20 protein-coding genes are annotated in these 21,741 nt (G+C 71.7%); 14 read left to right on the top strand and 6 right to left on the bottom strand.

Annotated features, from left to right (window positions below; translation table 11 throughout):
• Positions 1-231 precede the first annotated feature (231 nt).
• Positions 232-1,212 carry a phosphotransferase gene (locus tag AB0G10_RS39840; RefSeq protein ID WP_360934526.1) on the bottom strand — a complete coding sequence of 327 codons (981 nt, stop codon included), beginning with the start codon at positions 1,210-1,212 and terminating at the stop codon, positions 232-234.
• A 36-nt stretch (positions 1,213-1,248) separates the two neighbouring features.
• On the opposite strand from AB0G10_RS39840, the gene AB0G10_RS39835 reads away from it, so the two are divergent.
• The 4 genes from AB0G10_RS39835 to AB0G10_RS39820 all read left to right on the top strand — a co-directional run bounded on the left by AB0G10_RS39835 (position 1,249) and on the right by AB0G10_RS39820 (position 5,429).
• Positions 1,249-1,785 (top strand): DUF4240 domain-containing protein, encoded by a 537-nt coding sequence (locus tag AB0G10_RS39835; RefSeq protein ID WP_360934523.1) that lies wholly within the window; start codon positions 1,249-1,251, stop codon positions 1,783-1,785.
• 52 nt (positions 1,786-1,837) lie between these two features.
• Positions 1,838-2,716, top strand: a complete 879-nt coding sequence (locus AB0G10_RS39830) for a transcription elongation factor (protein ID WP_360934520.1) — start codon at positions 1,838-1,840, stop codon at positions 2,714-2,716.
• A 469-nt stretch (positions 2,717-3,185) separates the two neighbouring features.
• Entirely contained in the window at positions 3,186-5,066 is a 1,881-nt protein-coding gene (lepA, locus tag AB0G10_RS39825; protein WP_360934517.1) for a translation elongation factor 4, read from the top strand.
• An 81-nt stretch (positions 5,067-5,147) separates the two neighbouring features.
• Positions 5,148-5,429, top strand: coding sequence for a GlsB/YeaQ/YmgE family stress response membrane protein (locus AB0G10_RS39820; protein ID WP_127546993.1), 282 nt, complete (start codon positions 5,148-5,150; stop codon positions 5,427-5,429).
• A 60-nt stretch (positions 5,430-5,489) separates the two neighbouring features.
• On the opposite strand, the gene AB0G10_RS39815 is transcribed toward AB0G10_RS39820, so the two are convergent.
• The 3 genes from AB0G10_RS39815 to AB0G10_RS39805 form a co-directional block, all read right to left on the bottom strand.
• Positions 5,490-7,130 carry a PAS domain S-box protein gene (locus tag AB0G10_RS39815; RefSeq protein ID WP_360934513.1) on the bottom strand — a complete coding sequence of 547 codons (1,641 nt, stop codon included), beginning with the start codon at positions 7,128-7,130 and terminating at the stop codon, positions 5,490-5,492.
• A 113-nt stretch (positions 7,131-7,243) separates the two neighbouring features.
• Positions 7,244-8,044, bottom strand: a complete 801-nt coding sequence (locus AB0G10_RS39810) for a hypothetical protein (protein WP_360934628.1) — start codon at positions 8,042-8,044, stop codon at positions 7,244-7,246.
• 94 nt (positions 8,045-8,138) lie between these two features.
• Positions 8,139-8,885, bottom strand: coding sequence for an enoyl-CoA hydratase-related protein (locus AB0G10_RS39805; RefSeq protein ID WP_360934510.1), 747 nt, complete (start codon positions 8,883-8,885; stop codon positions 8,139-8,141).
• Between the two features lie 26 nt (positions 8,886-8,911).
• Between AB0G10_RS39805 and hemW the strand changes: the two genes are divergently transcribed.
• Positions 8,912-10,111, top strand: a complete 1,200-nt coding sequence (hemW, locus tag AB0G10_RS39800) for a radical SAM family heme chaperone HemW (RefSeq protein ID WP_360934507.1) — start codon at positions 8,912-8,914, stop codon at positions 10,109-10,111.
• Here the strand turns inward: hemW and AB0G10_RS39795 are convergent.
• Positions 10,104-10,604 carry a DUF4870 domain-containing protein gene (locus tag AB0G10_RS39795; protein WP_360934504.1) on the bottom strand — a complete coding sequence of 167 codons (501 nt, stop codon included), beginning with the start codon at positions 10,602-10,604 and terminating at the stop codon, positions 10,104-10,106. The two genes, hemW and AB0G10_RS39795, sit on opposite strands and share 8 nt — an antisense overlap.
• Positions 10,605-10,744: 140 nt before the next feature.
• On the opposite strand from AB0G10_RS39795, the gene hrcA reads away from it, so the two are divergent.
• The 3 genes from hrcA to AB0G10_RS39780 all read left to right on the top strand — a co-directional run bounded on the left by hrcA (position 10,745) and on the right by AB0G10_RS39780 (position 13,860).
• Complete coding sequence (hrcA, locus tag AB0G10_RS39790; protein ID WP_360934501.1) at positions 10,745-11,767, top strand: heat-inducible transcriptional repressor HrcA; 1,023 nt, start codon at positions 10,745-10,747, stop codon at positions 11,765-11,767.
• Between the two features lie 34 nt (positions 11,768-11,801).
• Positions 11,802-12,938, top strand: coding sequence for a molecular chaperone DnaJ (gene dnaJ, locus AB0G10_RS39785; RefSeq protein ID WP_360934498.1), 1,137 nt, complete (start codon positions 11,802-11,804; stop codon positions 12,936-12,938).
• Between the two features lie 193 nt (positions 12,939-13,131).
• Entirely contained in the window at positions 13,132-13,860 is a 729-nt protein-coding gene (locus AB0G10_RS39780; RefSeq protein WP_360934495.1) for a 16S rRNA (uracil(1498)-N(3))-methyltransferase, read from the top strand.
• Here the strand turns inward: AB0G10_RS39780 and AB0G10_RS39775 are convergent.
• Complete coding sequence (locus AB0G10_RS39775) at positions 13,846-16,212, bottom strand: glycoside hydrolase family 3 C-terminal domain-containing protein (RefSeq protein ID WP_360934492.1); 2,367 nt, start codon at positions 16,210-16,212, stop codon at positions 13,846-13,848. The genes AB0G10_RS39780 and AB0G10_RS39775 overlap by 15 nt on opposite strands.
• A gap of 69 nt (positions 16,213-16,281) precedes the next feature.
• Here AB0G10_RS39775 and AB0G10_RS39770 point away from each other — a divergent pair, with 69 nt between their 5' ends.
• The 6 genes from AB0G10_RS39770 (at position 16,282) to AB0G10_RS39745 (ending at position 21,446) form a co-directional block, all read left to right on the top strand.
• Positions 16,282-16,629: an HIT domain-containing protein gene (locus AB0G10_RS39770; protein ID WP_360934489.1), complete on the top strand. Its 348-nt coding sequence runs from the start codon at positions 16,282-16,284 to the stop codon at positions 16,627-16,629.
• Entirely contained in the window at positions 16,626-18,002 is a 1,377-nt protein-coding gene (locus AB0G10_RS39765; RefSeq protein WP_360934486.1) for a serine hydrolase domain-containing protein, read from the top strand. Before AB0G10_RS39770 ends, AB0G10_RS39765 begins: the two co-directional genes overlap by 4 nt.
• Before the next feature lie 127 nt (positions 18,003-18,129).
• Positions 18,130-19,206, top strand: a complete 1,077-nt coding sequence (locus AB0G10_RS39760; protein WP_360934483.1) for a PhoH family protein — start codon at positions 18,130-18,132, stop codon at positions 19,204-19,206.
• 24 nt (positions 19,207-19,230) lie between these two features.
• Positions 19,231-19,701 (top strand): rRNA maturation RNase YbeY, encoded by a 471-nt coding sequence (gene ybeY, locus AB0G10_RS39755; protein ID WP_360934481.1) that lies wholly within the window; start codon positions 19,231-19,233, stop codon positions 19,699-19,701.
• A gap of 1 nt (position 19,702) precedes the next feature.
• Complete coding sequence (locus tag AB0G10_RS39750) at positions 19,703-21,073, top strand: hemolysin family protein (RefSeq protein WP_360934478.1); 1,371 nt, start codon at positions 19,703-19,705, stop codon at positions 21,071-21,073.
• Positions 21,066-21,446, top strand: coding sequence for a cytidine deaminase (locus AB0G10_RS39745; protein WP_360934475.1), 381 nt, complete (start codon positions 21,066-21,068; stop codon positions 21,444-21,446). Before AB0G10_RS39750 ends, AB0G10_RS39745 begins: the two co-directional genes overlap by 8 nt.
• Positions 21,447-21,741: the final 295 nt, after the last annotated feature.

The raw sequence follows: 21,741 nt of genomic DNA, 5'->3' as shown, positions 1-21,741 counted from the left end.
GTGTCACCACACGCGAGGAACCAGACTACCAGCACGGCTGCGAGCCGCCAAAACGACTCCGGTCCACGTGCGGTCCAGTCGCGGCTCGACGTCTGGTCCAGCCGCGGTGCCATTCTAGCGTCCCGGCGTCGGGTCCTTCGCTACCGGCGGCCGTCCACGGTCTCTGTCGGCTGCCTTTCGCGGTCTGTGCCGGCGGCCTTCGCGGTCTCTACTGGCTGCCTTTCGCGTTCTCTACTGGCGGCCTTCCTCGGTCCAGCCTTGGCGGGCGGACAGCCAGGCCAGGGCTTGGGTGCCGCTGAATCGTTGGTGCTGCCTGCTGTGCGGGGAGGCGCTGCTCGGGCCGCCGTCGGCGCGGATCAGCCAGTAGCCGGCCAGGGCCGCCAGGGCGCCGTCGACGCCGCCGGGCGGCGGGTCCCATTTCCGGATGTATCCGTCGGCGTCCAGGCCGCTCGCGAACGCGCTGATCAGCAGGGTGACCGTGTCGTACCAGGGTGCGCCGAGACACGGCCAGGTCCAGTCGCAGAGCCAGGCCGCCCCCGAACCGTCGATCATGACGTTGTCGATGCGCAGGTCGCCGTGGCACATCCCGGTGCCGGCGGCGAGGTCCGGGAGGCGGCGTTCCAGGGCGGCAAGCTCGTGCAGGCGGGCCGGGGCGATCGTTCCGAGGGCCGTCGAGGGCATCGGTTCGTGACCGGATTCGATCAGCTGCCACCAGGACATCTCGTGCCGGAGGATGTCGGGGAGCCGGGGGAGGTCGGTGCTTCCGCCCTCCGACAGCGCCTCCGCCGCCACGCGCCACGACTCCAGGGCGGCCTCCAGGTGCGCGGCCGGCCACGGCAGCGGCGGGATCCGGCCGTCGATCGTCTCCAGCGCGAGGACGAACCAGCCGGCCTCGGCGATCGTCCAGAGCGGCCGGGCGGCGCGGATCGTCGCGGGGAGGGCGTGCGTGATCGCGGCCTCCCGGGCGTACCACTCCGACGTGGGCTCGCGCAGCGGCGCCGCCTTCACGAACGCGCTGGTCCCGGCCTCGGTGGTGAGCACCGCGGCGAACGCGCGGGTGAAGCCGCCGCCTGCGCTGCGCGCCGCGGCGACGGGGGAGCCGAGGCGCCGGCTGATCGCTTCGCGCACTCTGCGGGGGAGGTCGTTCCAGGCCGGGCGTACGGACGTAGCGTCGTACGGCACCTCGGGAAGTGTGACCGGGCGGATCTCCATGCGGGAATTGTCGTACCCGGCTGCGAGGATTCCGGCATGAGAACCGACGATTTCTGGGCGGTCATCGACCGCGCCACCGCCGAACGGCCCGCCTCGCCGGCCGAGGTCGCCGAGCGGGCCGTCGCCGACCTGGCCACCCGTGATCCGGAGGAGATCGTCGCCTGGGGCCGCCACCTCGACAAGGTGCTCGTCGCGTCCGGCACCGAGGATCTGTGGGCGGCGGCCTACCTGATCAACGGCGGGTGCACCGAGGAGGGCTTCGACAACTTCCGGGGCTGGCTCGTGGCGCACGGGCGCAAGGCGGTCGCCGCCTCGGTGCAGTCACCCGACGTGCTGGCCGGGATGCCCGCCGTGCGCGCGGCCGCCGAGACCGGCGCGGTGTTCGAGGCCGAGGAGGTGCTCACGATCGCGGCGCGGGCTTATGAGAAGGCGACCGGTGAGCCGCTGCCGGCGTCGGAGGCGCGCCCGCGTACCCGTCCTGAGGTCTCTGATCTCTGGGACTTCGACAACGAGGACGAGATGATGCGGCGTCTGCCCCGTTTGTCGGAGTTGTTCCTGGAGCCGCCGGACTGAGAGGAGGACTCGATCGAATCGTGGGAAACCGGGTCGAGACGGCTCGCGCGGGGTGACCAGACTCGGCGGCATGAGTGCTGAGCATGGGACGGTCGCCGCTGTCAGCCGTAACGACGCCTACACGTTCACCAAGCCGAGCCGGGACGCGATCGTGCTGGTCGCCGGGCTCGGCGTGGAGGGCGACATCCACGCCGGGGTCAACGTCCGGCACCGGAGCCGGGTCAGGGCCGATCCGACGCAGCCCAATCTGCGGCAGGTCCACCTGATCCACGCGGAGTTGTTCGAGGAGGTGGCGGGGAAGGGCTACGAGGTTCCGGCCGGCGGGCTGGGCGAGAACGTGACCACGAGCGGGATCGATCTGCTCGGGCTGCCGCGGGGGACGATCCTGAGGTTCGGCCGGGCGGTTTCGGGTGAGGGCGCGGCCTCGGCTGGCGGTGTGGCCGTGGATGACGGCGCGGCTCCGGGTGGGGGCGCGGCTTCGTTTGAGGGCGCGGCTTCGTTTGAGGGCGCGGCTTTGGATGAGGGCGCGGCTTCGGCTGATGGCGCGGCTTCGGCTGATGGCGCGGCTTCGGGCGTGGGCGGGGCCGGTGGGCATCCTGTCGACGCTGTGCTGGTGGCTGCCGCTGCGGCGAGGCTCGATGAGGCTACGGCTCGGGCTGCCGAGGCCGTGGCGGAGGCGGTCCGGCGGGATGTCGCGGGCGGGGATGAGCGGCCGGCGATCGTCGTGGCCGGGCTGCGGAACCCCTGTGCGCAGATCAACGGGTTCCGGTCGGGGCTGCTCAAGGAGGTCCTCGGGCAGGACGATCAGGGCAACGTCGTGCGCAAGGCCGGGGTGATGGCGGTCGTGCTGCGGGGTGGGACGGTCCGGCCGGGCGACTCGGTCGAGGTGGAGCTGCCGCCGGAGCCGCGCGGGGCCCTGGAGAAGATCTGACGGCCTGCGCGGTGGTTCGGCCTGCGCGGTGGCTGGGGCTGGGCGGTGGTTGGGCCTGCGCGGTGGCTGGGGCTGGGCGGTGGTTGGGCCTGCGCGGTGGCTGGGCTGGGCGGTGGCTGGGCTGGGCGGTGGTTGGGCCTGCGCGGTGGCTGGGCTGGGCGGCGATCCGGCCTGAGGGTGGCTCGGGCCGGCCGGGCGAAGCGGGCCGACAGGCTGGGTGGCTCGGGGCCGGCCGGGCAAGCGGGCCGGGCAACCGGGCAAGCGGGCCGGGCAAGCGGGCCGGGCAACCGGGCAAGCTGGCCGGGCAAGCAGGGCGGGATCGGGAGTGAGTGGGCGGTCGGCCGGATGCCGGGGCGGCCGGCGCACGGGTGTGATCGGAGCTGCGCTCGCGGACGTGGGACGATAGGGGACGCCGGTGTGAGCCGGCCTCCCCAGATTGCGACACCAAGCTCGAGAAGAACGGAAGACCGTGCCTGGACCGCTCGACCCCGGCGTGAACGTGATCGGATCGACCGATCCCGGCCGCATCCGCAACTTCTGCATCATCGCGCACATCGACCACGGCAAGTCGACGCTGGCCGACCGGATGCTGCAGATCACCGGGGTGGTCGACCCGCGTCAGATGCGCGCTCAGTACCTCGACCGGATGGACATCGAGCGCGAGCGCGGCATCACCATCAAGTCGCAGGCCGTGCGCATGCCCTGGACCGTCCGGGAGGGCGGCCAGCAGGGCGAGCAGGCCGTCCTCAACATGATCGACACTCCGGGGCACGTCGACTTCACGTACGAGGTCTCCCGCAGCCTGGCCGCCTGTGAGGGCGCCGTCCTGCTGGTCGACGCCGCGCAGGGGATCGAGGCGCAGACCCTCGCCAACCTGTACCTGGCGATGGAGAACGACCTGCACATCATCCCGGTGCTGAACAAGATCGACCTGCCGGCGGCGCAGCCGGAGAAGTACGCGGAGGAGCTCGCCAAGCTGATCGGCTGTGAGCCGTCCGACGTGCTGAAGGTGTCCGGCAAGACCGGCGTCGGTGTGGATCACCTGCTCGACGAGATCGTCCGGCAGTTCAAGGCGCCGGTCGGCGACGCGGACGGCCCGGCCCGCGCGATGATCTTCGACTCGGTGTACGACGTCTACCGGGGCGTCGTCACGTACGTCCGGGTGATCGACGGCCGGATCGAGGCGCGTGACCGGATCAAGATGATGTCCACCGGCGCCGTGCACGAGCTGCTGGAGATCGGCGTCGTCTCGCCCGAGATGGAGAAGGCGACAGCGCTCGGCGTCGGCGAGGTCGGCTACCTGATCACCGGCGTGAAGGACGTCCGCCAGTCCCGGGTGGGTGACACCGTGACCGGCAACAACCGGCCGGCCCAGGAGCCTCTCGGCGGCTACAAGGATCCGAAGCCGATGGTCTACTCGGGCCTCTACCCGATCGACGGCTCGGACTACCCGGCGCTGCGGGACGCGCTCGACAAGCTGAAGCTCAACGACGCGGCGCTCACCTACGAGCCGGAGACGTCGGCGGCGCTCGGTTTCGGGTTCCGCGTCGGCTACCTCGGCCTGCTGCACCTGGAGATCATCGGCGAGCGGCTGGAGCGCGAGTTCGGCCTCGACCTGATCTCCACGGCGCCGAACGTGGTCTACCAGGTGATGACCGAGGACGGCGAGGTCCGCACGGTCACGAACCCGAGCGAGTTCCCGGCCGGCAAGATCGCCGAGATCCAGGAGCCGGTGGTGCGCGCCACGGTCCTGGTGCCGAACGAGTTCGTCGGCGCCGTGATGGAGCTGTGCCAGAGCCGCCGGGGCATGCTGCTCGGCATGGAGTACATCTCCACCGAACGGGTGGAACTCCGCTACACCCTGCCGCTCGCCGAGATCATCTTCGACTTCTTCGACCAGTTGAAGAGCAAGACCAAGGGGTACGCGTCCCTCGACTACGAGCCCTCCGGTGAGCAGACGGCCGACCTGGTGAAGGTGGACATCCTGCTGCACGGTGAGCCGGTGGACGCCTTCAGTGCGATCGTGCACAAGGACAAGGCCTATTCGTACGGCACGACGATCGCGGCCAAGCTGCAGAAACTGATCCCGAGGCAGCAGTTCGAGGTGCCGATCCAGGCCGCCATCGGCAGCCGGATCATCGCCCGCGAGACGATCCGCGCGATCCGCAAGGACGTGCTCGCGAAGTGCTACGGCGGTGACATCAGCCGGAAGCGCAAGCTGCTCGAGAAGCAGAAGGAAGGCAAGAAGCGGATGAAGATGGTCGGCCGGGTGGAGGTCCCGCAGGAGGCCTTCATCGCCGCCCTGTCGACATCGGACGCCGGTGACACCAAGGGGACAACCAAAAAATAAGGCGGTTTGGTTTTTCGGGGGGTCGGGAACTCTGGTGCTCGACGGACGCAACCAATGCTCCACCCCCCGAGGAGGAATCCCATGGAGTTCACGCTCACCGGCATCATCGTCGCTCTGATCGTCGGCCTGGTCATCGGCGCCCTGGGCCGTCTCGTGGTACCCGGCAAGCAGAACATCCCGATCTGGCTGACCATGGTGGTCGGTGTGGTCGCCGCCCTGCTGGGCACCGTGATCGCGCGTGCTGCCGGTGTTGCTGACACCGCCGGTTTCGACTGGATCGAGTTCTTCTTCCAGGTCGTTCTCGCCGCGATCGGTGTCGCGCTGGTCGCCGGTGTCGGTGGCCGTCGCCGCCTGACCCGGTAATACCGAAAACGTGAAAAGGCCGGGCCCTCGGGCCCGGCCTTTCCCGTGTGGCAAAGACTTTTAATAGCGGAATTTGTGCTGCGCGCTCCGCCGGTTCACCCAGGCGGGCATGTCGCCCGCATGGTCCGCGTACGGCATCCCCTCGAGCGGGTCGTGCCGGTCGGTGACGTCCCGGATCGTCACGACGAGACCCTGGACGAGGCGATCCTCGCGGAGATCCCGGTAGGTCATCTCGACGAAGGCCTGCGTCTCGTCCTTGCGGCGCAGCGCGCAGAAGACCCGGCCGTCGCCCTCGGCCCGGAGCTTGACCCGGACCAGCGCCTGATCGTCGGGGTGGACCAGATCGTCGAGCGCGGTGAGCGGGGGCAGCTCCTCGCCGCCGATCAGGTCGCGCAGACCCGGGCTGGCGTACCGGATGCGGTGGTCGGAGTCGACGACCGCCATGATCTCGGCGGTGTTCCGGATGACCGCGCGCAGGTAGAGGTCGCTGTCGCGGCGGCCGACCGCCTCGACCAGGGTGATCCGGTCGAGGGCGAGGGCGGCCTCGCCGGCCAGCACCTCGAGCGAATCCCGGCCGGCCATGAGCGCCTCCTTGGCGCCGGTGAGGATGAGCGCGCCGCCGCTGGGCCGGGCCACCGCGAGCGGTTCCAGCCGCAGCGGGCAGACCAGGACGCATTCGTCGCGGTCGTCGGCCGGGGCGAACCAGCTGCGTGATCCGGCGCCGGCGGGCGCGGGCGGCACCGACGCGGCGGCCAGCTTGCCGTCGTCGGTGGCGAGCACGATCCGGCGTACCGTGCCGGGTGGCAGCAGCCGGGCGATCGCGGTGCGCACGGCCGTGTCGACGGCCGGCAGGTCGGCGGCCGCCACCAGGGCGGTGTTGGCGGTGCGCAGCCCTCGCTCGCGGCTGAGCGCGGCGCTGTGCTGCCGGATCGCGTCGGCCAGCCGGGTGATGCAGAGCAGCAGCGTGACCGCGCCGGTCACGGCGATCACCACGCCGTCCCGGACCTCCCCGGAGAGCGCCTCGATGAGCAGCACGGCCGGGGGAGTGGCGGCGGACGCGGCGAGCAGCAGCGTCCAGTGCAGGCGGAACGGGGTGGGCTCGGGGGGCCGGGGCTCGGTGAGCCGGACCATCGAGGGGTGCAGGGCGGACAGCCCCCAGCCCAGGTAGAGCACCACGAACGCCGACTCGGCGACCGGGGAGCCCCCGGTGAGCGGGTAGAAGACGTCCCCGGCGAGCAGGCCGAGCGAACCGGTGAGCAGCAGGTACGCAGCGACGTTGCGCCGGTCCGCGACGATCAGCCGGATCGCCACGCCGACCAGCAGCAGGCCGCCGATCACGTCGGCCGCGCTGACCGCGCCGAACTGGCCCGACGAGCCGATCACGAACGCCCAGACGACGAGCAGCGTCGAGCAGGAGAACGCGAGCAGGTCGATGAGCCGGGCCCGGTCGGCGAGCAGCGAGCCGTCCCGGGTGAACCGCAGCAGGCTGATCACCACGAGCGGGTACATGGCGAGGTAGAACACCTCGGCCAGGTCCATCAGCTCGTATTCGTAGAGCACGTCGCCGACGCAGAGCGCCGCCACCGCCCCGGCGAGCAGCAGCCACGGCGAGCGCTGGGCCGGGCGGTTGCGGTGCACCCCGTAGAGGATGGCGGCGACGCTGCCCGTGCCCAGCAGGATCCAACCGATCGCCCTCAGCACGCTCTACTTAGTACCAGGGCGGTTGCGGACTGTCCATGTCGATGTATACGCAGCGCAACCCGCATGTTCGGCGTCCAAACATTACGTCCCGTCACCGAAAGTTGCGCCCGCGCTCATCGGAACACCTCGGCGACGACTCGCGCCGTGGTCGTCCCGCTGCCGTCCGTGACCGGCTGCCACTTCCCCTCGGGCGCGTGCCATTCCAGGTCGGCGAAACGTACCCGTTCGAGGCCGCTCACCGAGGCGTGCGAGACGAGCCAGTGGGCATAGCGCCAGCCGGTGTCGGCGCTCGGCACGTCCACGGTCAGGCCGGCCGTGTCGGTGGCCGCCGCCTTGTTCGGCAGCTTCTTGCCCCAGTCCAGCTTCAGGTTGGCGAGCAGGGCCGTGGCCGCCTCGGCGCCGCGGATCGCGGGGGTTCCGGTGTACCGGCACTCGACCGCGCCGGTGGCCCGGCCGGTGAGCGCCGCGGCGAGCACCTTCGACTCGTCGGCCCACTTCTCGTACGCCTCGGGGTACGCCGACCGCTGCACCTTCTGCGCCGCGTCGGTGACCCGCATCTCCTGCCAGCCCTTGACCTTCTTCAGCGCCGAGTAGAACTTCCCCGCCGCGTACCGGGGGTCCTTGATCTGCTCGAAGGTGCCCCAGCCCTGGCTGGGGCGCTGCTGGAAGAGGCCGACCGAGTCCCGGTCGCCGTCGTCCAGGTTCTCCAGCTTCGACTCCTGGAAGGCGGTGGCGAGCGCCACCACGACGGCCTGCTCGGGCAGCCCGCGCCGGACGCCGACCGCGGTGATCGTCGCGGCGTTCGCCATCTGCTGCGAGTCGAGGGTCACCTCACCGTCGGCGCTGACCGTGCACTCCGGGCCCAGCTGCGGCAGCTTGATGTTGCTCACCACCGAGCGCAGCACCACGAACACGCCGAGCGCGCCAAGGAGGGCCAGCAGGGCTACCCCGCCCACGATCGGCTTCTTACGCACCCACACCTCCTCGTTCGAAGGACGCCAAGACTAATCAACGACCGCCCACCCAATTCGGATCCCGCTTCTCGCGGGACGCCGCGACGCCCTCGCGACCTTCCGCGGACTTGAAGTATCCGGCCGAGCGGTCCGCCAGATCTGCCAGTTCGGCACGGATCGACTCGTTCCGCGTACGCCGGAGCAGCTGTTTCGTGCCGGCGAGCGCGAGCGGGCCGCCGCGCAGCAGCGACGCGCAGAACTTCTCCACCGCGGCGTCCAGCTCCTCGTCCGGCACGGCGGCCGTCACCAGGCCGATCTCCGCGGCCCGCTCGCCGCCGAAGACGTCGCCGGTCAGATAGAGCTCGGCGGCGGCGCGCGGGGCGAGCCGGGGCAGCACCGTCGAGCTGATCACCGCGGGGATCACGCCGAGCCGTACCTCGGTGAAGGCGAACGTGGCCGAGCGGCCGCAGACCGCGATGTCGGCCGCCCCGATCAGGCCGAGGCCGCCGGCGCGGGCCGGCCCGCCGATCCGCGCCACCACCGGCTTGGGGAACTCCCAGAGCACGGCGAGCACGTCGGCGAGCCACTCGGCGGGCAACTTGTCGCCGGGCTGGGCCGCGGCGGTCTCCCGCAGGTCGACGCCCGAGCAGAAGACCGGGCCGGTGTGGGTGAGGACGACGAGGCGGCACGCCGGATCGGCGGCGGCCGCGGCCAGGTCGCCGAGCATGCCGCGCAGCACCGCGGTGGAGAGCGCGTTGCGGCTGGCGGGGTTGTCCAGAGTCAGGGTGCGGACCGGATCCATGCCGGAACGATAACTACGCTTGACGGATGGCAGGCGCACTCCCCGACGGCGAACCGGTACCCACCGACGGCTCACTTCCCCGCGAAGCGACCGAGCGGGTGGGTGCGAACGGGTTCGCCGTCTACGTTCACGTTCCCTTCTGTGCCAGCCGCTGCGGGTACTGCGACTTCAACACGTACACGGCCTCCGAGCTGGGCGGCGGGGCCGGCCGCGACGAATACGCCGGCACCGTGCTGAGCGAGTTGTCGCTGGCCGCGAAGGTGATCCAGCCGAAGCAGGTGGACACCGTCTTCGTCGGCGGCGGCACGCCCACGCTGCTGCCGGCCGACGATCTGGCCCGGATCCTGGAGGGCGTCGACCGCACCTGGGGCCTGGCGCCGGACGCCGAGGTGACGACGGAGGCGAATCCCGAATCGGTGGATCTGTCCTATCTCGGGAAGCTCCGGGCCGCCGGCTTCACCCGGATCTCGCTCGGCATGCAGTCCGCCGCCGACAACGTCCTCCGCGTCCTCGACCGCAGGCACACCGCCGGCCGGGCGCCGCAGGCCGCCCTGGAGGCCCGGGAGGCCGGCTTCGAGCACGTCAACCTCGACCTGATCTACGGCACGCCGGGCGAGACCCCGGACGACTTCGACCGCTCGCTGCGGACCGTCATCGACGCCGGGGTCGACCACGTCAGCGCCTACGCCCTGATCGTCGAGGACGGCACCCGGATGGCGACCCGGATGCGCCGCGGCGAGCTGCCCTACCCCGAGGACGACGTCGCGGCCGACCGCTACCTGGCCGCCGAGGAGAGGCTCACGGCCGCCGGCTTCGCCTGGTACGAGGTCTCCAACTGGGCGAAGAAGGGCGGGGAGTGCCGGCACAACATGCTGTATTGGACGGGCGCCGACTGGTGGGGGCTGGGTCCCGGGGCGCACAGCCACGTCGGCGGGGTGCGCTGGTGGAACGTGAAGCATCCGTCCTCGTACGCGGCCAGATTGGCCGCCGGCGAATCGCCCGGCCTGGCCCGGGAGATCCTCACCGGGGAGGACCGTCACATGGAGGACGTGATGCTCCGGGTGCGGCTGGCCGAGGGCATCCCGCTGAAGCGGGTCGACGAGGCGGCCGCGGCACGCGCCCTCGCCGACGGGCTTCTCGACGAGGGCGCCTACGCGGAGGGGCGGCTGGCGCTGACCCTGCGGGGCCGGCTTCTGGCCGACGCGGTGATCAGAGACGTTATTTGATCATCGATACGTTCATCGGGTAGCGGTACGGCTGCCCGTTGGTGGCCTTGATGCCCGCGATCAGCGGCACGATCCAGGCGATCAGCCAGGTGGCGAGCACCACGATCCAGCCGATCAGCACGCAGACCAGGATGTATCCCACCACGGTCAGGATCGACCAGAGGATCTGGAAGTTCAGCGCCTGCACCGCCTCGGCGCGCACCTGCGGCGACCGGGAGCCCTGGGAGAGCAGGGTGACGAGCGGCATGATCCAGCCGAGCGTGCCGCTGCTCAGGAACGCGACCAGGGCGCTGATGAAGTGGGTCAGCACGATCCAGGTGCGGTCCTCGCCGGACGGACCCTGGTACTGGCCGTATCCATAGCCGGGCGGCGGGGGATAACCGGGTTGGTATCCCGGCGGGGGCTGATATCCCGGCGGGGGCTGATAACCGGGCGGGGGCTGCTGGCCGTATGGGTCGTATCCACCCTCGGGCGGACGGGGAGGTTCGGTCATGTGTCCACGCTAAGGCTGGTGATCGAGCCGGTCGTGGCCACCCTGCTTACTTTCGATCATCGCGTTAGCGCCCCGGGCGACGTAGACTGGCACTCTGTCATCGGGAGTGCCAAGCGAGTGCCGCGAGGGGGAGGGGTCATATGAGTCTTGATGACCGCAAGCTCGAGGTGCTCCGGGCGATCGTCCAGGACTACGTCGAGACCCGCGAGCCGGTGGGCAGCAAGGCTCTCGTCGAGCGGCACCAGCTGGGCGTGTCCCCGGCCACCGTCCGCAACGACATGGCCGTCCTCGAGGAGGAGGGCTACATCCGGCAGCCGCACACCAGCGCCGGCCGGGTCCCCACCGACGCGGGTTACCGGCTGTTCGTCGACCGGCTCACCCGGATCAAGCCGCTCAGCCCCGCCGAGAAGCGGGCGATCGAGCGCTTCATGATCGGCGTCGTCGACCTGGACGACGTCGTGCACCGCACGGTCCGGCTGCTCGCGCAGCTCACCCGGCAGGTCGCCGTGGTGCAGTACCCGAGCCTGTCCCGGTCCGCGGTCCGCCATCTCGAGCTGGTGCCGATCTCCACGACCCGGCTCACCCTCGTGATGATCACCGACACCGGCCGGGTCGAGCAGCGGCTCGTCGAGATGCCCGGCCCGATCCCGCCCGACGACGTGTGGGAGATGCGCCGCCGGGTGAACGAGAAACTGGCCGGTCAGAAACTCGCGGACACCCCGTCTCTGGTGCAGAAACTCGTCGACGAGACCGCGCCGGAGCGCCGCCCGACCATGGCCTGTCTCGCCTCGGTCCTGCTCGAGACCCTCGTCGAGCGCAGTGAGGAGCGCCTCGCCCTCGCCGGTACCGCCAATTTGACCCGCGGTGGTGTGCTGGACTTCCAGGGCACGCTACGACCCGTCCTCGAAGCCCTCGAGGAGGAGGTCATCCTCCTGAAGCTGATCGGCGACCTGGAACCGAGCACCACCCGGGTCCGGATCGGCGACGAGAACGAGATCGACAACCTGCGGTCCGCGTCCGTGGTGAGCAGCGGTTACGGGCCAGGTGCGACGATCGTTGGTGGGCTCGGTGTTCTCGGACCCACCCGCATGGATTACCCGGGCACCATCGCTACTGTTCGTGCAGTGGCACGGTACGTTGGCGACCTGTTGGCACAGAATTGACGGATTCGCGCAGACATTGAGGACTCCAAACCCCGTGGCCAAGGACTACTACGGAATTCTCGGCGTGAGCCGGGAAGCCACCGACGACGAGATCAAGCGCGCCTACCGCAAACTGGCTCGGCAGTACCACCCCGACGTCAACCCGGATCCCGAGGCGCACGAGAAGTTCAAAGAGATCAACGCGGCCTACGAGGTTCTCTCGGACGACCAGAAGCGTCAGATCGTCGACCTGGGCGGTGACCCGCTCGCCCCCGGTGGCGGCGGCGCTCCCGGCCCCGGCGGAGCCGGACCTTTCGTCGGTTTCCAGGACATCATGGACGCGTTCTTCGGCACGGCGGCCGGCGGCGGCTCCCGTGGCCCGCGCCCGCGCACCCGTCCCGGCGCCGACGCGATCCTCCGCCTCGAGCTCGACCTGGTCGAGACCGCCTTCGGCGTCGAGGCGCCGATCACCGTCGACACCGCGGTCCTCTGCACCCAGTGCTCCGGCGCCGGCACCGCGCCCGGCACCCACCTCGCCACCTGTGAGGTCTGCTCCGGCCGCGGCGAGGTCCAGTCGGTGCAGCGCACCTTCCTCGGCCAGGTCGTCTCGTCCCGCCCCTGCGCCAACTGCCAGGGCCACGGCACGGTCATCCCGACCCCGTGCCCGACCTGCGCCGGCGACGGCCGGATAAGGACACGGCGGTCCCTCACCGTCAAGATCCCGGCGGGTGTCGAGGACGGCATGCGCATCCGTCTCGCGCAGCAGGGCGAGGTCGGCCCCGGCGGCGGCACGGCCGGCGACCTCTACGTCGAGATCCACGAGCGCCCGCACGATGTCTACTCGCGCAAGGGCGACGATCTGCACTGCCGCGTGACGCTCCCGATGACGGCCGCCGCGCTGGGCACCCGGATGACCATCAAGACCCTCGACGGCGAGGAGAACATCGAGGTCAAGGCCGGCACCCAGCCCGCCAGCACGCTGCGCATCCGCACCAAGGGCGTCCCGCACCTGCGGGGCCAGGGCCGCGGCGACCTCTTCGTCCACCTCGACGTGAAGACGCCGACGAAGCTCACGGCCGACCAGGAGCGCATGCTCCGCGACTTCGCGAAGACCCGCGGCGAGGACGTGGCCGAGCTCTCCAAGCAGGGCGGCTTCTTCTCCCGGATGCGGGACGCTTTCAACGGGCATTAAAGACGAAAGGCAGATGTCGTAGCGCAGATAGGCAGTCTTCAGTCCTTTTCAGGGCGGCGGGTGGGGCGGTTGGATGGGGTGCAGACCGCCGCTCACGCCGAGGGCCGGGCGCGGAGTCGCTGCGCTCCCGCGCCCGGCGACCTGAGTGAGGGGTTGCGCTCCTCTCCTATCAGTCCCGGGTAGCGTGCAGCGGGTGTCCGCACCCCTGTTTCTCGTCGACAGCCTGCCCGCCGGCCCGTCGTTCACGCTCGACGGGCCGGAAGGTCACCACGCCGCCACCGTGCAGCGGCTCCGGGCCGGCGAGGAGCTGATCCTCGCCGACGGCCGGGGCGGCACCGCGAGGGCCGAGGTCACCGCGGTCGGCCGGGGCAGCGTCGACCTGGCGATCGGCGAACGCACCACCGAGCCGGCCGCCGACCCGCGCCTCGTCGTGGTGCAGGGCATCGCCAAGGGCGACCGCGGCGAACTCGCCGTCCAGGCGATGACCGAGACCGGCGTCGACGAGATCGTCCCGTGGGCCGCCTCCCGCTCGGTGGCGCAGTGGCGCGGCGACCGCGGCCACAAGGCCCGCGACAAGTGGGCGGCCACCGCGCGCGAGGCGGCCAAACAGGCGCGCCGCTCCTGGCTGCCGCTGATCGGCGGCGACCCGGACTGCTCCACCAAACAGGTGGCGGCCCGCCTGGCCGGCGCCGAGGCCGCGTTCGTGCTGCACGAGGAGGCCACCGAGCGGCTGACCACGGTCCCGCTGCCCTCCCACGGCGAGATCGTCCTGGTGGTGGGCCCGGAGGGTGGCATCGGCGACGCCGAGCTATCGGCGTTCACCGACGCCACCCCGGTCAAGCTGGGCGACGCCGTCCTCCGCACCTCGACGGCCGGAGTGGCGGCCCTCTCCGTCCTCTCCGTTCGTCTAGGCCGTTGGTGACACGGTCAGCGAGGTCGTGAGGCGCGGGTCGTCGAGGGCGTGCGCGGCGGTCACCGTGTAGTCGCCGGGAATCGTCCGCCAGCTCTCGTCCCAGATCTGGAAGGCCCGTTCCGGGAGCGGGATCTCGACGGTCACCTTCTCGCCCGGCACGGCTGTCACCGAGGCGAAGCCGGCCAGCCAGAGCGGTGGGCGGCCGGCGTCCGCGGCGGAGCTCAGGTAGATCTGCACGACCTCGCGTCCGGGGCGCTCGCCCGTGTTGGTGACGGTCACCCGTACGCCGGTGCCGGCTACCTGCAGGTCCTCGTACGCGAAGGTGGTGTAACCCAGACCGTGACCGAACGCGAAGAGGGGGCTCGCCCCGGACCGCAACCACCCGCGGTAGCCGACGAAGATGTCCTCCTCGTAGGTGAGCGCGCCGTCGGTGACCCGCACGTCGAGGACCGGGCAGTCCTCCTCGCGCCGCGGCCAGGTGGTGGGCAGGCGCCCGCCCGGCTCGGACACGCCGAGGAGCACGTCGGCCAGGGCGGCGCCCGCCTCCTGGCCGGGGAACCAGGTGAGCAGCACCGCGGCCGCCTCGTCGGACCAGGGCAGCAGCACCGGGGAGCCGGCGTTGACGACCACGATGGTGCGCGGGTTCGCGGCGGCGACCCGGGAGACGAGCTCGTCCTGGCGTCCCGGGAGGGCCAGCGAGGTTCGGTCGAAGCCCTCCGACTCGACCTGTTCGGTGGTGCCGACCACGACGACCGCCACGTCCGAGCGGGCCGCCAGGGCGACCGCCTCGGCGATCAGGCCCTCGTCGTCGGGGCCGGGCGCGCGGTGACCGAGCGTGGTCGCGACCGAGTGGGCCATGCCGGGCTCGAAGGTCTGCCGGAGCACGACCGGAACCGTCACCCCGGCCTCGAGGGTCACCTCGAAGCGCTGCTCCCGTGGGTGCAGGAGGAGGTCGGCGCGGCCGGTGCCGGGCGGGTGCAGTGAGCCCTCGTAGAGCTTCTCGTCACCGACGGTCAGCTCGAACGACCCGAACCCGGAGATCGCCAGCACATGCTGCCCGGAAATGTCGGGGTGGAGGGTGGTCCGCAGCGTCATCGAGGTGACCCGTGCGACGTCGCAGCCGCCGGGGAGATCGCCGATCCAGCGGACGGTTCCGGTCGGGACCGTGAAGTCGTAGCCGTCCAGGTCGAGCTCGAACGCACCCCAGGACGGCCCGGAGGCGGCGGGCAGGAAGGGGCGCGGGTCGGCGCCGATCGCGTACGCCACGTCCACGCCCGGCAGTGCCGCGCGCAGGCCGTCCAGCGGCGAGATCACGTGCGGCGGGGTGACCTGCGCGCTGCCGCCGCCGAGCACCCGCGCGTCGGTGGCGAGCGCGCCGATCACGGCGACCCGGGTGAGGTCGTTCCCGGTCAGCGGCAGGACGCCGTCGTTCGCCGCGAGCACGAAGGAGCGGGCCGCCACCTCGTGGGCGACCGCCGTGCCGTCCTCGTCGAGCGGCGGGTCGGGAAGCCGGTGGCCGTCGAGCGCGCCGGTCCGCGCCGCCAGCCGCAGCACCCGCAGCACCTTGTCGTCGATCAGCTCCTCGGCCACCTTGCCGGCCCGGACCGCCTCGACGAGCTTGGCGCCCCACGGGTTGTCCATGGCCGGCATCGCGATGTCGAGCCCGCCGGTCGCCGCGGCCACGGTGTCCCGGGCGGCCCGCCAGTCCGAGACGACGACGCCGTCGAAGCCCCACTCCCGCTTCAGCACCTCGTCCTGGAGGCCGCCGTGGGAGGCCATCGGCGAGCCGTTCACGCCGTTGTAGGCGCTCATGACGCCCCACCCGCCGGCGGCCACGACCCGCTCGAACGGGGCCAGGTAGATCTCCCGCAGGGCGCGCGGCGGGATCCGGACGTCCACGGTCATCCGCTCGGTCTCGAAGTCGTTCCCGACGAGATGCTTCACCGTGGTGCCGACGCCGTGGCTCTGCACCCCGGCCACGAAGCCGGCCGCGATCTCCCCGGTGAGCAGCGGGTCCTCGGAGTAGCACTCGAAGTGCCGGCCGCCGAGCGGGGTGCGGTGCAGGTTCACGGTCGGCCCGAGCAGCACGTGCACGCCCTTGCGCCGGGACTCCTGGCCGAGCAGCCGGCCGGCCCGCTCGGCGAGGGCGACGTCCCAGGTGGCGGCGAGCGCCGTGGGGCTGGGCAGGGCGATCGAGGGGTCGTCCGGGGCGTACCCGGTGCCGCGGACCCCGACCGGCCCGTCCGACATGACCAGCGACGCGAGGCCGATGCGCGGGATCGCCGGGAGCGACCAGAAGTCCTGCCCGGTGAGAAGGGAGACCTTCTCCTCGAGCGTGAGCTGTTGCAACAGTTCATTCATGAGAGCGCTCCCACGGGCGGCGACAAGGATCCGGTGATCGATCACAGCTCACCACATAAGATCCGACAGGTGGAAAACAGCTGCCTCTTCTGCCGCATCGTCGCGGGCGAGATCCCGGCGACCGTCGTGCACCGCACCGAGACGACCCTGGCGTTCCGGGACATCGACCCGAAGGCGCCGACCCACGTCCTGGTGATCCCGGTCGCGCACCACGCCGACGTCCTGGCCCTCGCCGCCGACCCGTCCGCCGCCGCCGACGTGCTCGCCGCCGCGGCCGCGGTCGCCGAGCAGGAGGGGCTGGAGGACGGCTTCCGGCTGATCTTCAACACCGGCCCGCACGGCGGCCAGGAGGTCTTCCACGTGCACGCGCACGTCCTCGGCGGCGAGCCACTCGGGCCGATGCTGGCGGGCCGATGACGACGTCCCGGTACGAGCGGGTCGCCCGCCGGGCCCAGGCCGACGGCCGGATACCGGCCCTCTCGGTGGCGCTGCACCGCGCCGACCGCGAGCCCTGGGTCCTCACCCTCGGCGAGTCCGGCAACCCGGCCCACCCGCTCGGCCCGGACACCCGCTTCCGGATCGGCTCGGTCACCAAGACGTTCACCGCGGTGCTGGTGATGCAGGCCCGCGACGAGGGCCTGATCGACCTCGATCAGCCGGTCGGCGCGTACCTCGACGTGCCGGCGCACGGCGACGCCACGCCGCGCCGGCTGCTCTCGCACACGGCGGGCTTCCAGCGCGAGCCGTACGGCGACGTGTGGGACACCCTGATCAGCCCGGACGCCGCGAAGCTGATCGAGGAGCTGGACCGCGCCGAGCGGGTGCTGCCGAACGCGCGCCGGTTCCACTACTCCAACCTCGGCCTCGCCGTCCTCGGCCAGCTCGTCGCGAAGGTCCGCGGCGGCACCTGGGAGCAGATCCTCCAGGAGCGCATCCTCACCCCGCTCGGCCTGAACGCGACCACGGTGCAGGCCCCGCCGCAGGCCGCCGTCGGCTACGTGGTGGACGCCTACTCGGACGCGGCCCGCCCCGAGCCGCCGGTCGCCCTCGAGGGTGTCGGGCCCGCCGCCCAGCTCTGGAGCACCGCCTCGGACATGGCGAAGTGGGCCGCGTTCCTGACCAGCCCGGAGCTGATCGACCCGGACGGCCGGGTGCTCGCGGCCGGCACCGTCGACGAGATGCGCTGGCCGCTCACCACCACCGACGAGACGCTCTGGGGCACCGGCTTCGGCCTCGGGCTGATCCTGGTGCCGGAGGGCCGGCGGGTCGTGCACGTGGGCCACGACGGCGCGATGCCCGGCTTCCTGGCCGCTGTCTACGGCCGCCGCGGCGGCGAGGGCAACCCGGGCGCGCTGGCCTGCGCCGTGCTCGGCTCCTCGGGGACCGCCGGGCAGACCAACGAGCTGGTGCACGAGCTGCTCCGGCTCGCAGTCGAGCTGGACCCCGCCGAGATCAGGCCGTGGCGGATCGCGCCGCCCGCGCCGAAGGCGTACCGGTCGGTGCTCGGCCGCTGGTGGAGCGAGGGCTCGGAGTTCGTCTTCGCCTGGCACGACGGCCGGCTCGAGGCCCGGCTCGCCGAGGCGCCCGCGGACCGGCCGCCCGCGGTGTTCCGGCCGCTGCCGGACCGGCCCGACGTGCTGCGCACGATCTCCGGCCGGGAGGCGGGCGAGCAGCTGCGGCTGACCCGGGACGACAGCGGCGCGGTGGTACGGATGCACTGGGCGACCTACCGGTTCACCCGCTGGCAGGAGGGCTTCGACGGGGGACGCGCGTCGGATGGTCACGAATAGCGGACCGGCGATAATGGCATCGGCGGGGGAGCGGGCGAGCGGATAGGATGGCACGATCCTTGAGCACGCCGCCCCCGACCGGGCGCCGAGACAGAGAGCAGGTGGCGGAGGCCCGCAGGGCCGCCCTATGACCGGTACGCCGAACACTTCCAGCACGGGCTCGTCCAGCCCGGTGCGGGCGCAGTCCAAGATCTCGGTGAGCGATCCGAAGATCATGGTGAACCTGCTCGGCGCCAAGGACGAGATCCTCCGCCTCATCGAGCGGTCTCTCGCCAGTGACGTGCATGTTCGCGGTAACGAGATCACGATCACCGGGGAACCGGCCGAGAACGCCACCGCAGAGCGTCTCTTCTCCGAGCTCGTCGAGCTCATCGAGAAGGGCGAGACGCTGAGCGTGGACGCGGTCCGCCGCACCCTGGCGATGCTCGAGGCGAACACCACGGAGCGACCCGCCGAGGTGCTCACCCTCAACATCCTGTCCCGGCGCGGGCGGACGATCCGCCCGAAGACGCTGGGCCAGAAGCGCTACGTCGACGCCATCGACGAGAACACGATCGTCTTCGGGATCGGCCCGGCCGGTACCGGCAAGACGTACCTCGCCATGGCGAAAGCGGTGCAGGCGCTCCAGGCCAAGGAGATCAGCCGGATCATCCTGACCCGGCCGGCCGTCGAGGCCGGTGAGCGTCTCGGCTTCCTGCCGGGCACGCTCACCGAGAAGATCGACCCTTACCTGCGCCCGCTCTACGACGCGCTGCACGACATGCTCGACCCGGAGTCCATCCCGCGGCTCATGGCGGCCGGCACGATCGAGGTCGCGCCGCTCGCCTACATGCGCGGCCGGACCCTCAACAACGCGTTCATCATCCTCGACGAGGCGCAGAACACCACGCCCGAGCAGATGAAGATGTTCCTGACCCGGCTCGGCTTCGGCTCGAAGATCGTGGTGACCGGTGACGTCACCCAGGTCGACCTGCCGGGCGGCACCACCAGCGGCCTCCGGATCGTGCGGGAGATCCTGCGCGACGTGGAGGACGTGCACTTCGCGGAGCTGTCCAGCTCCGACGTGGTGCGCCACCGCCTGGTCGCCGAGATCGTCGACGCCTACGCGCGGTTCGACGCCGATCAGGAACAGCAGGCCGCACAATCCGTCCACGCCGTGCCGGGACGCGCCGCCAGCGGTGGCCGTGCCGGACGCCGGCGCTGATTCGCAAGGGGTAATCGCACCACTATGTCCATCGAGATCGCCAACGAGTCGGGAGTCGAGGTCGACACCGACGCGATCCTCGCGGTTGCCCGGCACGCCCTGGACGAGATGGGGGTCAACCCCCTCGCCGAGCTGTCCATCCTGCTCGTCGACATCGACTACATGGCCGAGCTGAACCATCGCTGGATGGGCAGCGACGGCCCGACCGACGTGCTCGCCTTCCCGATGGACGAGGGCAGCGTCGACCACGGCCCCGGCGAGTCCGGGATCGGCGAGCCGGCGCTGCTCGGCGACATCGTGCTGGCGCCGGAGGTGGCCGCGAAACAGGCGGCCGTCGCCGGCCACTCGGCCGCCGACGAGCTCCACCTGCTCACCGTGCACGGCGTGCTGCACCTGCTCGGCTACGACCACGCCGAGCCGGAGGAGGAGCGGGAGATGTTCGCGCTCCAGAACAAGCTCCTGCAGAGCTGGCGCGCGACGCGCAAGGCCGGCTGACATGGAGCCCCCCTCTCTGCTGGCAGCGTCCGCCTCGGCGGGCCTGCCGGACGTGCAACTGATCATTTTCGCGGTGGGCCTGGTCCTGCTCGCCGGCCTCGCGTCGATGACCGACGCGGCGCTGGCGACGGTGAGCCAGGCCCGCGCCGGTGAGCTGGCCCGGGAGGGGAAGCGGGGCGCCTCGGCCCTGGCCGCCGTGGCCGGTGACGTGGTGCGCTACGTCAACCTCCTCCTGCTGCTGCGCCTGCTCTGCGAGCTGACCGCGACCACGCTGGTGGCGCTCGTGGCGGTGGACACCTGGGGCGTCGGCTGGCAGGCCGCGCTGGTGGCGGCCGGGACGATGACGCTGGTCAGCTTCGTGGTGATCGGGGTCGCGCCGCGCACCGTGGGGCGCCAGCACGCCTACGCGGTCGGCCAGGCCACCGCGCCGCTGGTGCGCTGGCTCGGCAAGGTGCTCAACCCGCTCGCCCAGCTGCTGATCCTGATCGGCAACGCGGTGACGCCCGGCAAGGGCTTCCCGGAGGGGCCGTTCGGCAGCCAGGTGGAGCTGCGCGAGCTGGTCGACCTGGCCGAGCAGCGCGGCGTCGTGGAGCACGGCGAGCGCGAGATGATCCACTCGGTCTTCGCGCTCGGCGACACGATCGCCCGCGAGGTGATGGTGCCGCGCACCGAGATGGTGTGGATCGAGGCGCCGAAAACGCTCCAGCAGGCGCTCTTCCTCTTCCTGCGGTCCGGGTTCTCCCGGATCCCGGTGATCGGCGAGAGCGTCGACGACGTGCTGGGCGTGCTCTACCTGAAAGACGTGATCCGCCGCACCCAGGACGGCGACCCGGCCGCGGCCGCGCAGGCGGTGGCCGACGCGATGCGCCCGGCGACCTTCGTGCCCGAGTCGAAGGCAGTCGACGACCTGCTCTCCGAGATGCAGGCGGCCCGCACCCACCTGGTGATCGTGGTGGACGAATACGGCGGCACGGCCGGCCTGGTCACCATCGAGGACATCCTCGAGGAGATCGTCGGCGAGATCACCGACGAATACGATGTCGAGCGCCCGCCCATCGAACACCTCGAGGACGGCGCGGTGCGGGTGGCCGCCCGCGTGCCGATCGAGGACCTGGGCGACGTGTTCGGGGTCGAACTGCCCACCGACGAGGTGGAGACGGTCGGCGGCCTGCTCGCGCAGACGCTGGGCCGGGTGCCCATTCCGGGGGCGGCCGTCGACGTGGGCGGCCTCCACCTGGTCGCCGAGGGCACCGCCGGCCGGCGGAACCGGATCGACTCGGTGCTGGTGCGCCGGTCCGAGCCCGAACCGCCCGCCGGCCGGAACGACGAGAACGCCACCGAAGCAGAGGAAAGACAACCCGCAGATGCCTGAGCAGACCTTCGCCGCCGTCGCCGTTCCCGGCACGGACGGCGCCCCGCTGAGTGCCGAGGACGCCAAGCTGGTCACCCTGGCGCGCAGCTCGCGCGCCCGGATCGGCGCGGTCGAGGGCGCGGCGGTCCGCGACCAGGACGGCCGCACCTACGCGGCGGCGTCGGTGGCGCTGCCGAACCTCGCCGTGACCGCCCTCCAGCTGGCGGTGGCCCTGGCGGCGGCGTCCGGCGCGACGAAGCTCGAGGCGGCCGCCGTGGTGACCGAGGCGTCGAAGCTGGACGGCGCCGGCCACGCGGCGGTCCGCGATCTGGCGGCCGACGCTCCGATCCACGTGGCCGGCACCGACGGCGTGCTGGTCGGCACGGTCCAGTGATGACCCAGTCCCAGCCGGAGAAGAAGCCGCGCCACGCGAAGCAGCGCCCGTCCGACAGGCAGCGCCCGTCCGACAAGCAGCGCCAGGCCGAGAAGCCGCGCCAGGCCGAGAAGCCGCGCCAGGCCGAAAAGGGTCAGGCTGAGAACCGGGCCGAGACGGCCAAGGCTGACGACCGCCGGCTCACCCCGGGCGAGCGCAATGCCCAGCGTCGCCAGGAGCGGCAGCGGGCGAAGCGCCAGGAGCAGCAGGAACAGCGTGGCGCGAGCCGGGACGGGCGCAAGCCGGGCGGGGCGCG

Origin of the sequence: Actinoplanes sp. NPDC023714 (assembly GCF_040639855.1) — a bacterium.
In the GTDB taxonomy this organism is placed as follows: Bacteria; Actinomycetota; Actinomycetes; order Mycobacteriales; family Micromonosporaceae; genus Actinoplanes.
The sequence above is the reverse complement of the archived record's forward strand: the minus strand, read 5'-3'. Positions and strand labels throughout refer to the sequence as shown.

What these genes read in the sequence shown, in the direction of transcription:
- AB0G10_RS39775 (WP_360934492.1), bottom strand. Translation starts at nt 16,212, where the DNA reads ATGAATGAACTGTTGCAACAGCTCACGCTCGAGGAGAAGGTCTCCCTT.
- hemW (WP_360934507.1), top strand. Translation starts at nt 8,912, where the DNA reads ATGGCAGGCGCACTCCCCGACGGCGAACCGGTACCCACCGACGGCTCA.
- AB0G10_RS39750 (WP_360934478.1), top strand. Translation starts at nt 19,703, where the DNA reads ATGGAGCCCCCCTCTCTGCTGGCAGCGTCCGCCTCGGCGGGCCTGCCG.
- AB0G10_RS39760 (WP_360934483.1), top strand. Translation starts at nt 18,130, where the DNA reads ATGACCGGTACGCCGAACACTTCCAGCACGGGCTCGTCCAGCCCGGTG.
- AB0G10_RS39795 (WP_360934504.1), bottom strand. Translation starts at nt 10,604, where the DNA reads ATGACCGAACCTCCCCGTCCGCCCGAGGGTGGATACGACCCATACGGC.
- AB0G10_RS39765 (WP_360934486.1), top strand. Translation starts at nt 16,626, where the DNA reads ATGACGACGTCCCGGTACGAGCGGGTCGCCCGCCGGGCCCAGGCCGAC.
- AB0G10_RS39820 (WP_127546993.1), top strand. Translation starts at nt 5,148, where the DNA reads ATGGAGTTCACGCTCACCGGCATCATCGTCGCTCTGATCGTCGGCCTG.
- hrcA (WP_360934501.1), top strand. Translation starts at nt 10,745, where the DNA reads ATGAGTCTTGATGACCGCAAGCTCGAGGTGCTCCGGGCGATCGTCCAG.
- AB0G10_RS39835 (WP_360934523.1), top strand. Translation starts at nt 1,249, where the DNA reads ATGAGAACCGACGATTTCTGGGCGGTCATCGACCGCGCCACCGCCGAA.
- ybeY (WP_360934481.1), top strand. Translation starts at nt 19,231, where the DNA reads ATGTCCATCGAGATCGCCAACGAGTCGGGAGTCGAGGTCGACACCGAC.
- AB0G10_RS39840 (WP_360934526.1), bottom strand. Translation starts at nt 1,212, where the DNA reads ATGGAGATCCGCCCGGTCACACTTCCCGAGGTGCCGTACGACGCTACG.
- AB0G10_RS39805 (WP_360934510.1), bottom strand. Translation starts at nt 8,885, where the DNA reads ATGGATCCGGTCCGCACCCTGACTCTGGACAACCCCGCCAGCCGCAAC.
- AB0G10_RS39745 (WP_360934475.1), top strand. Translation starts at nt 21,066, where the DNA reads ATGCCTGAGCAGACCTTCGCCGCCGTCGCCGTTCCCGGCACGGACGGC.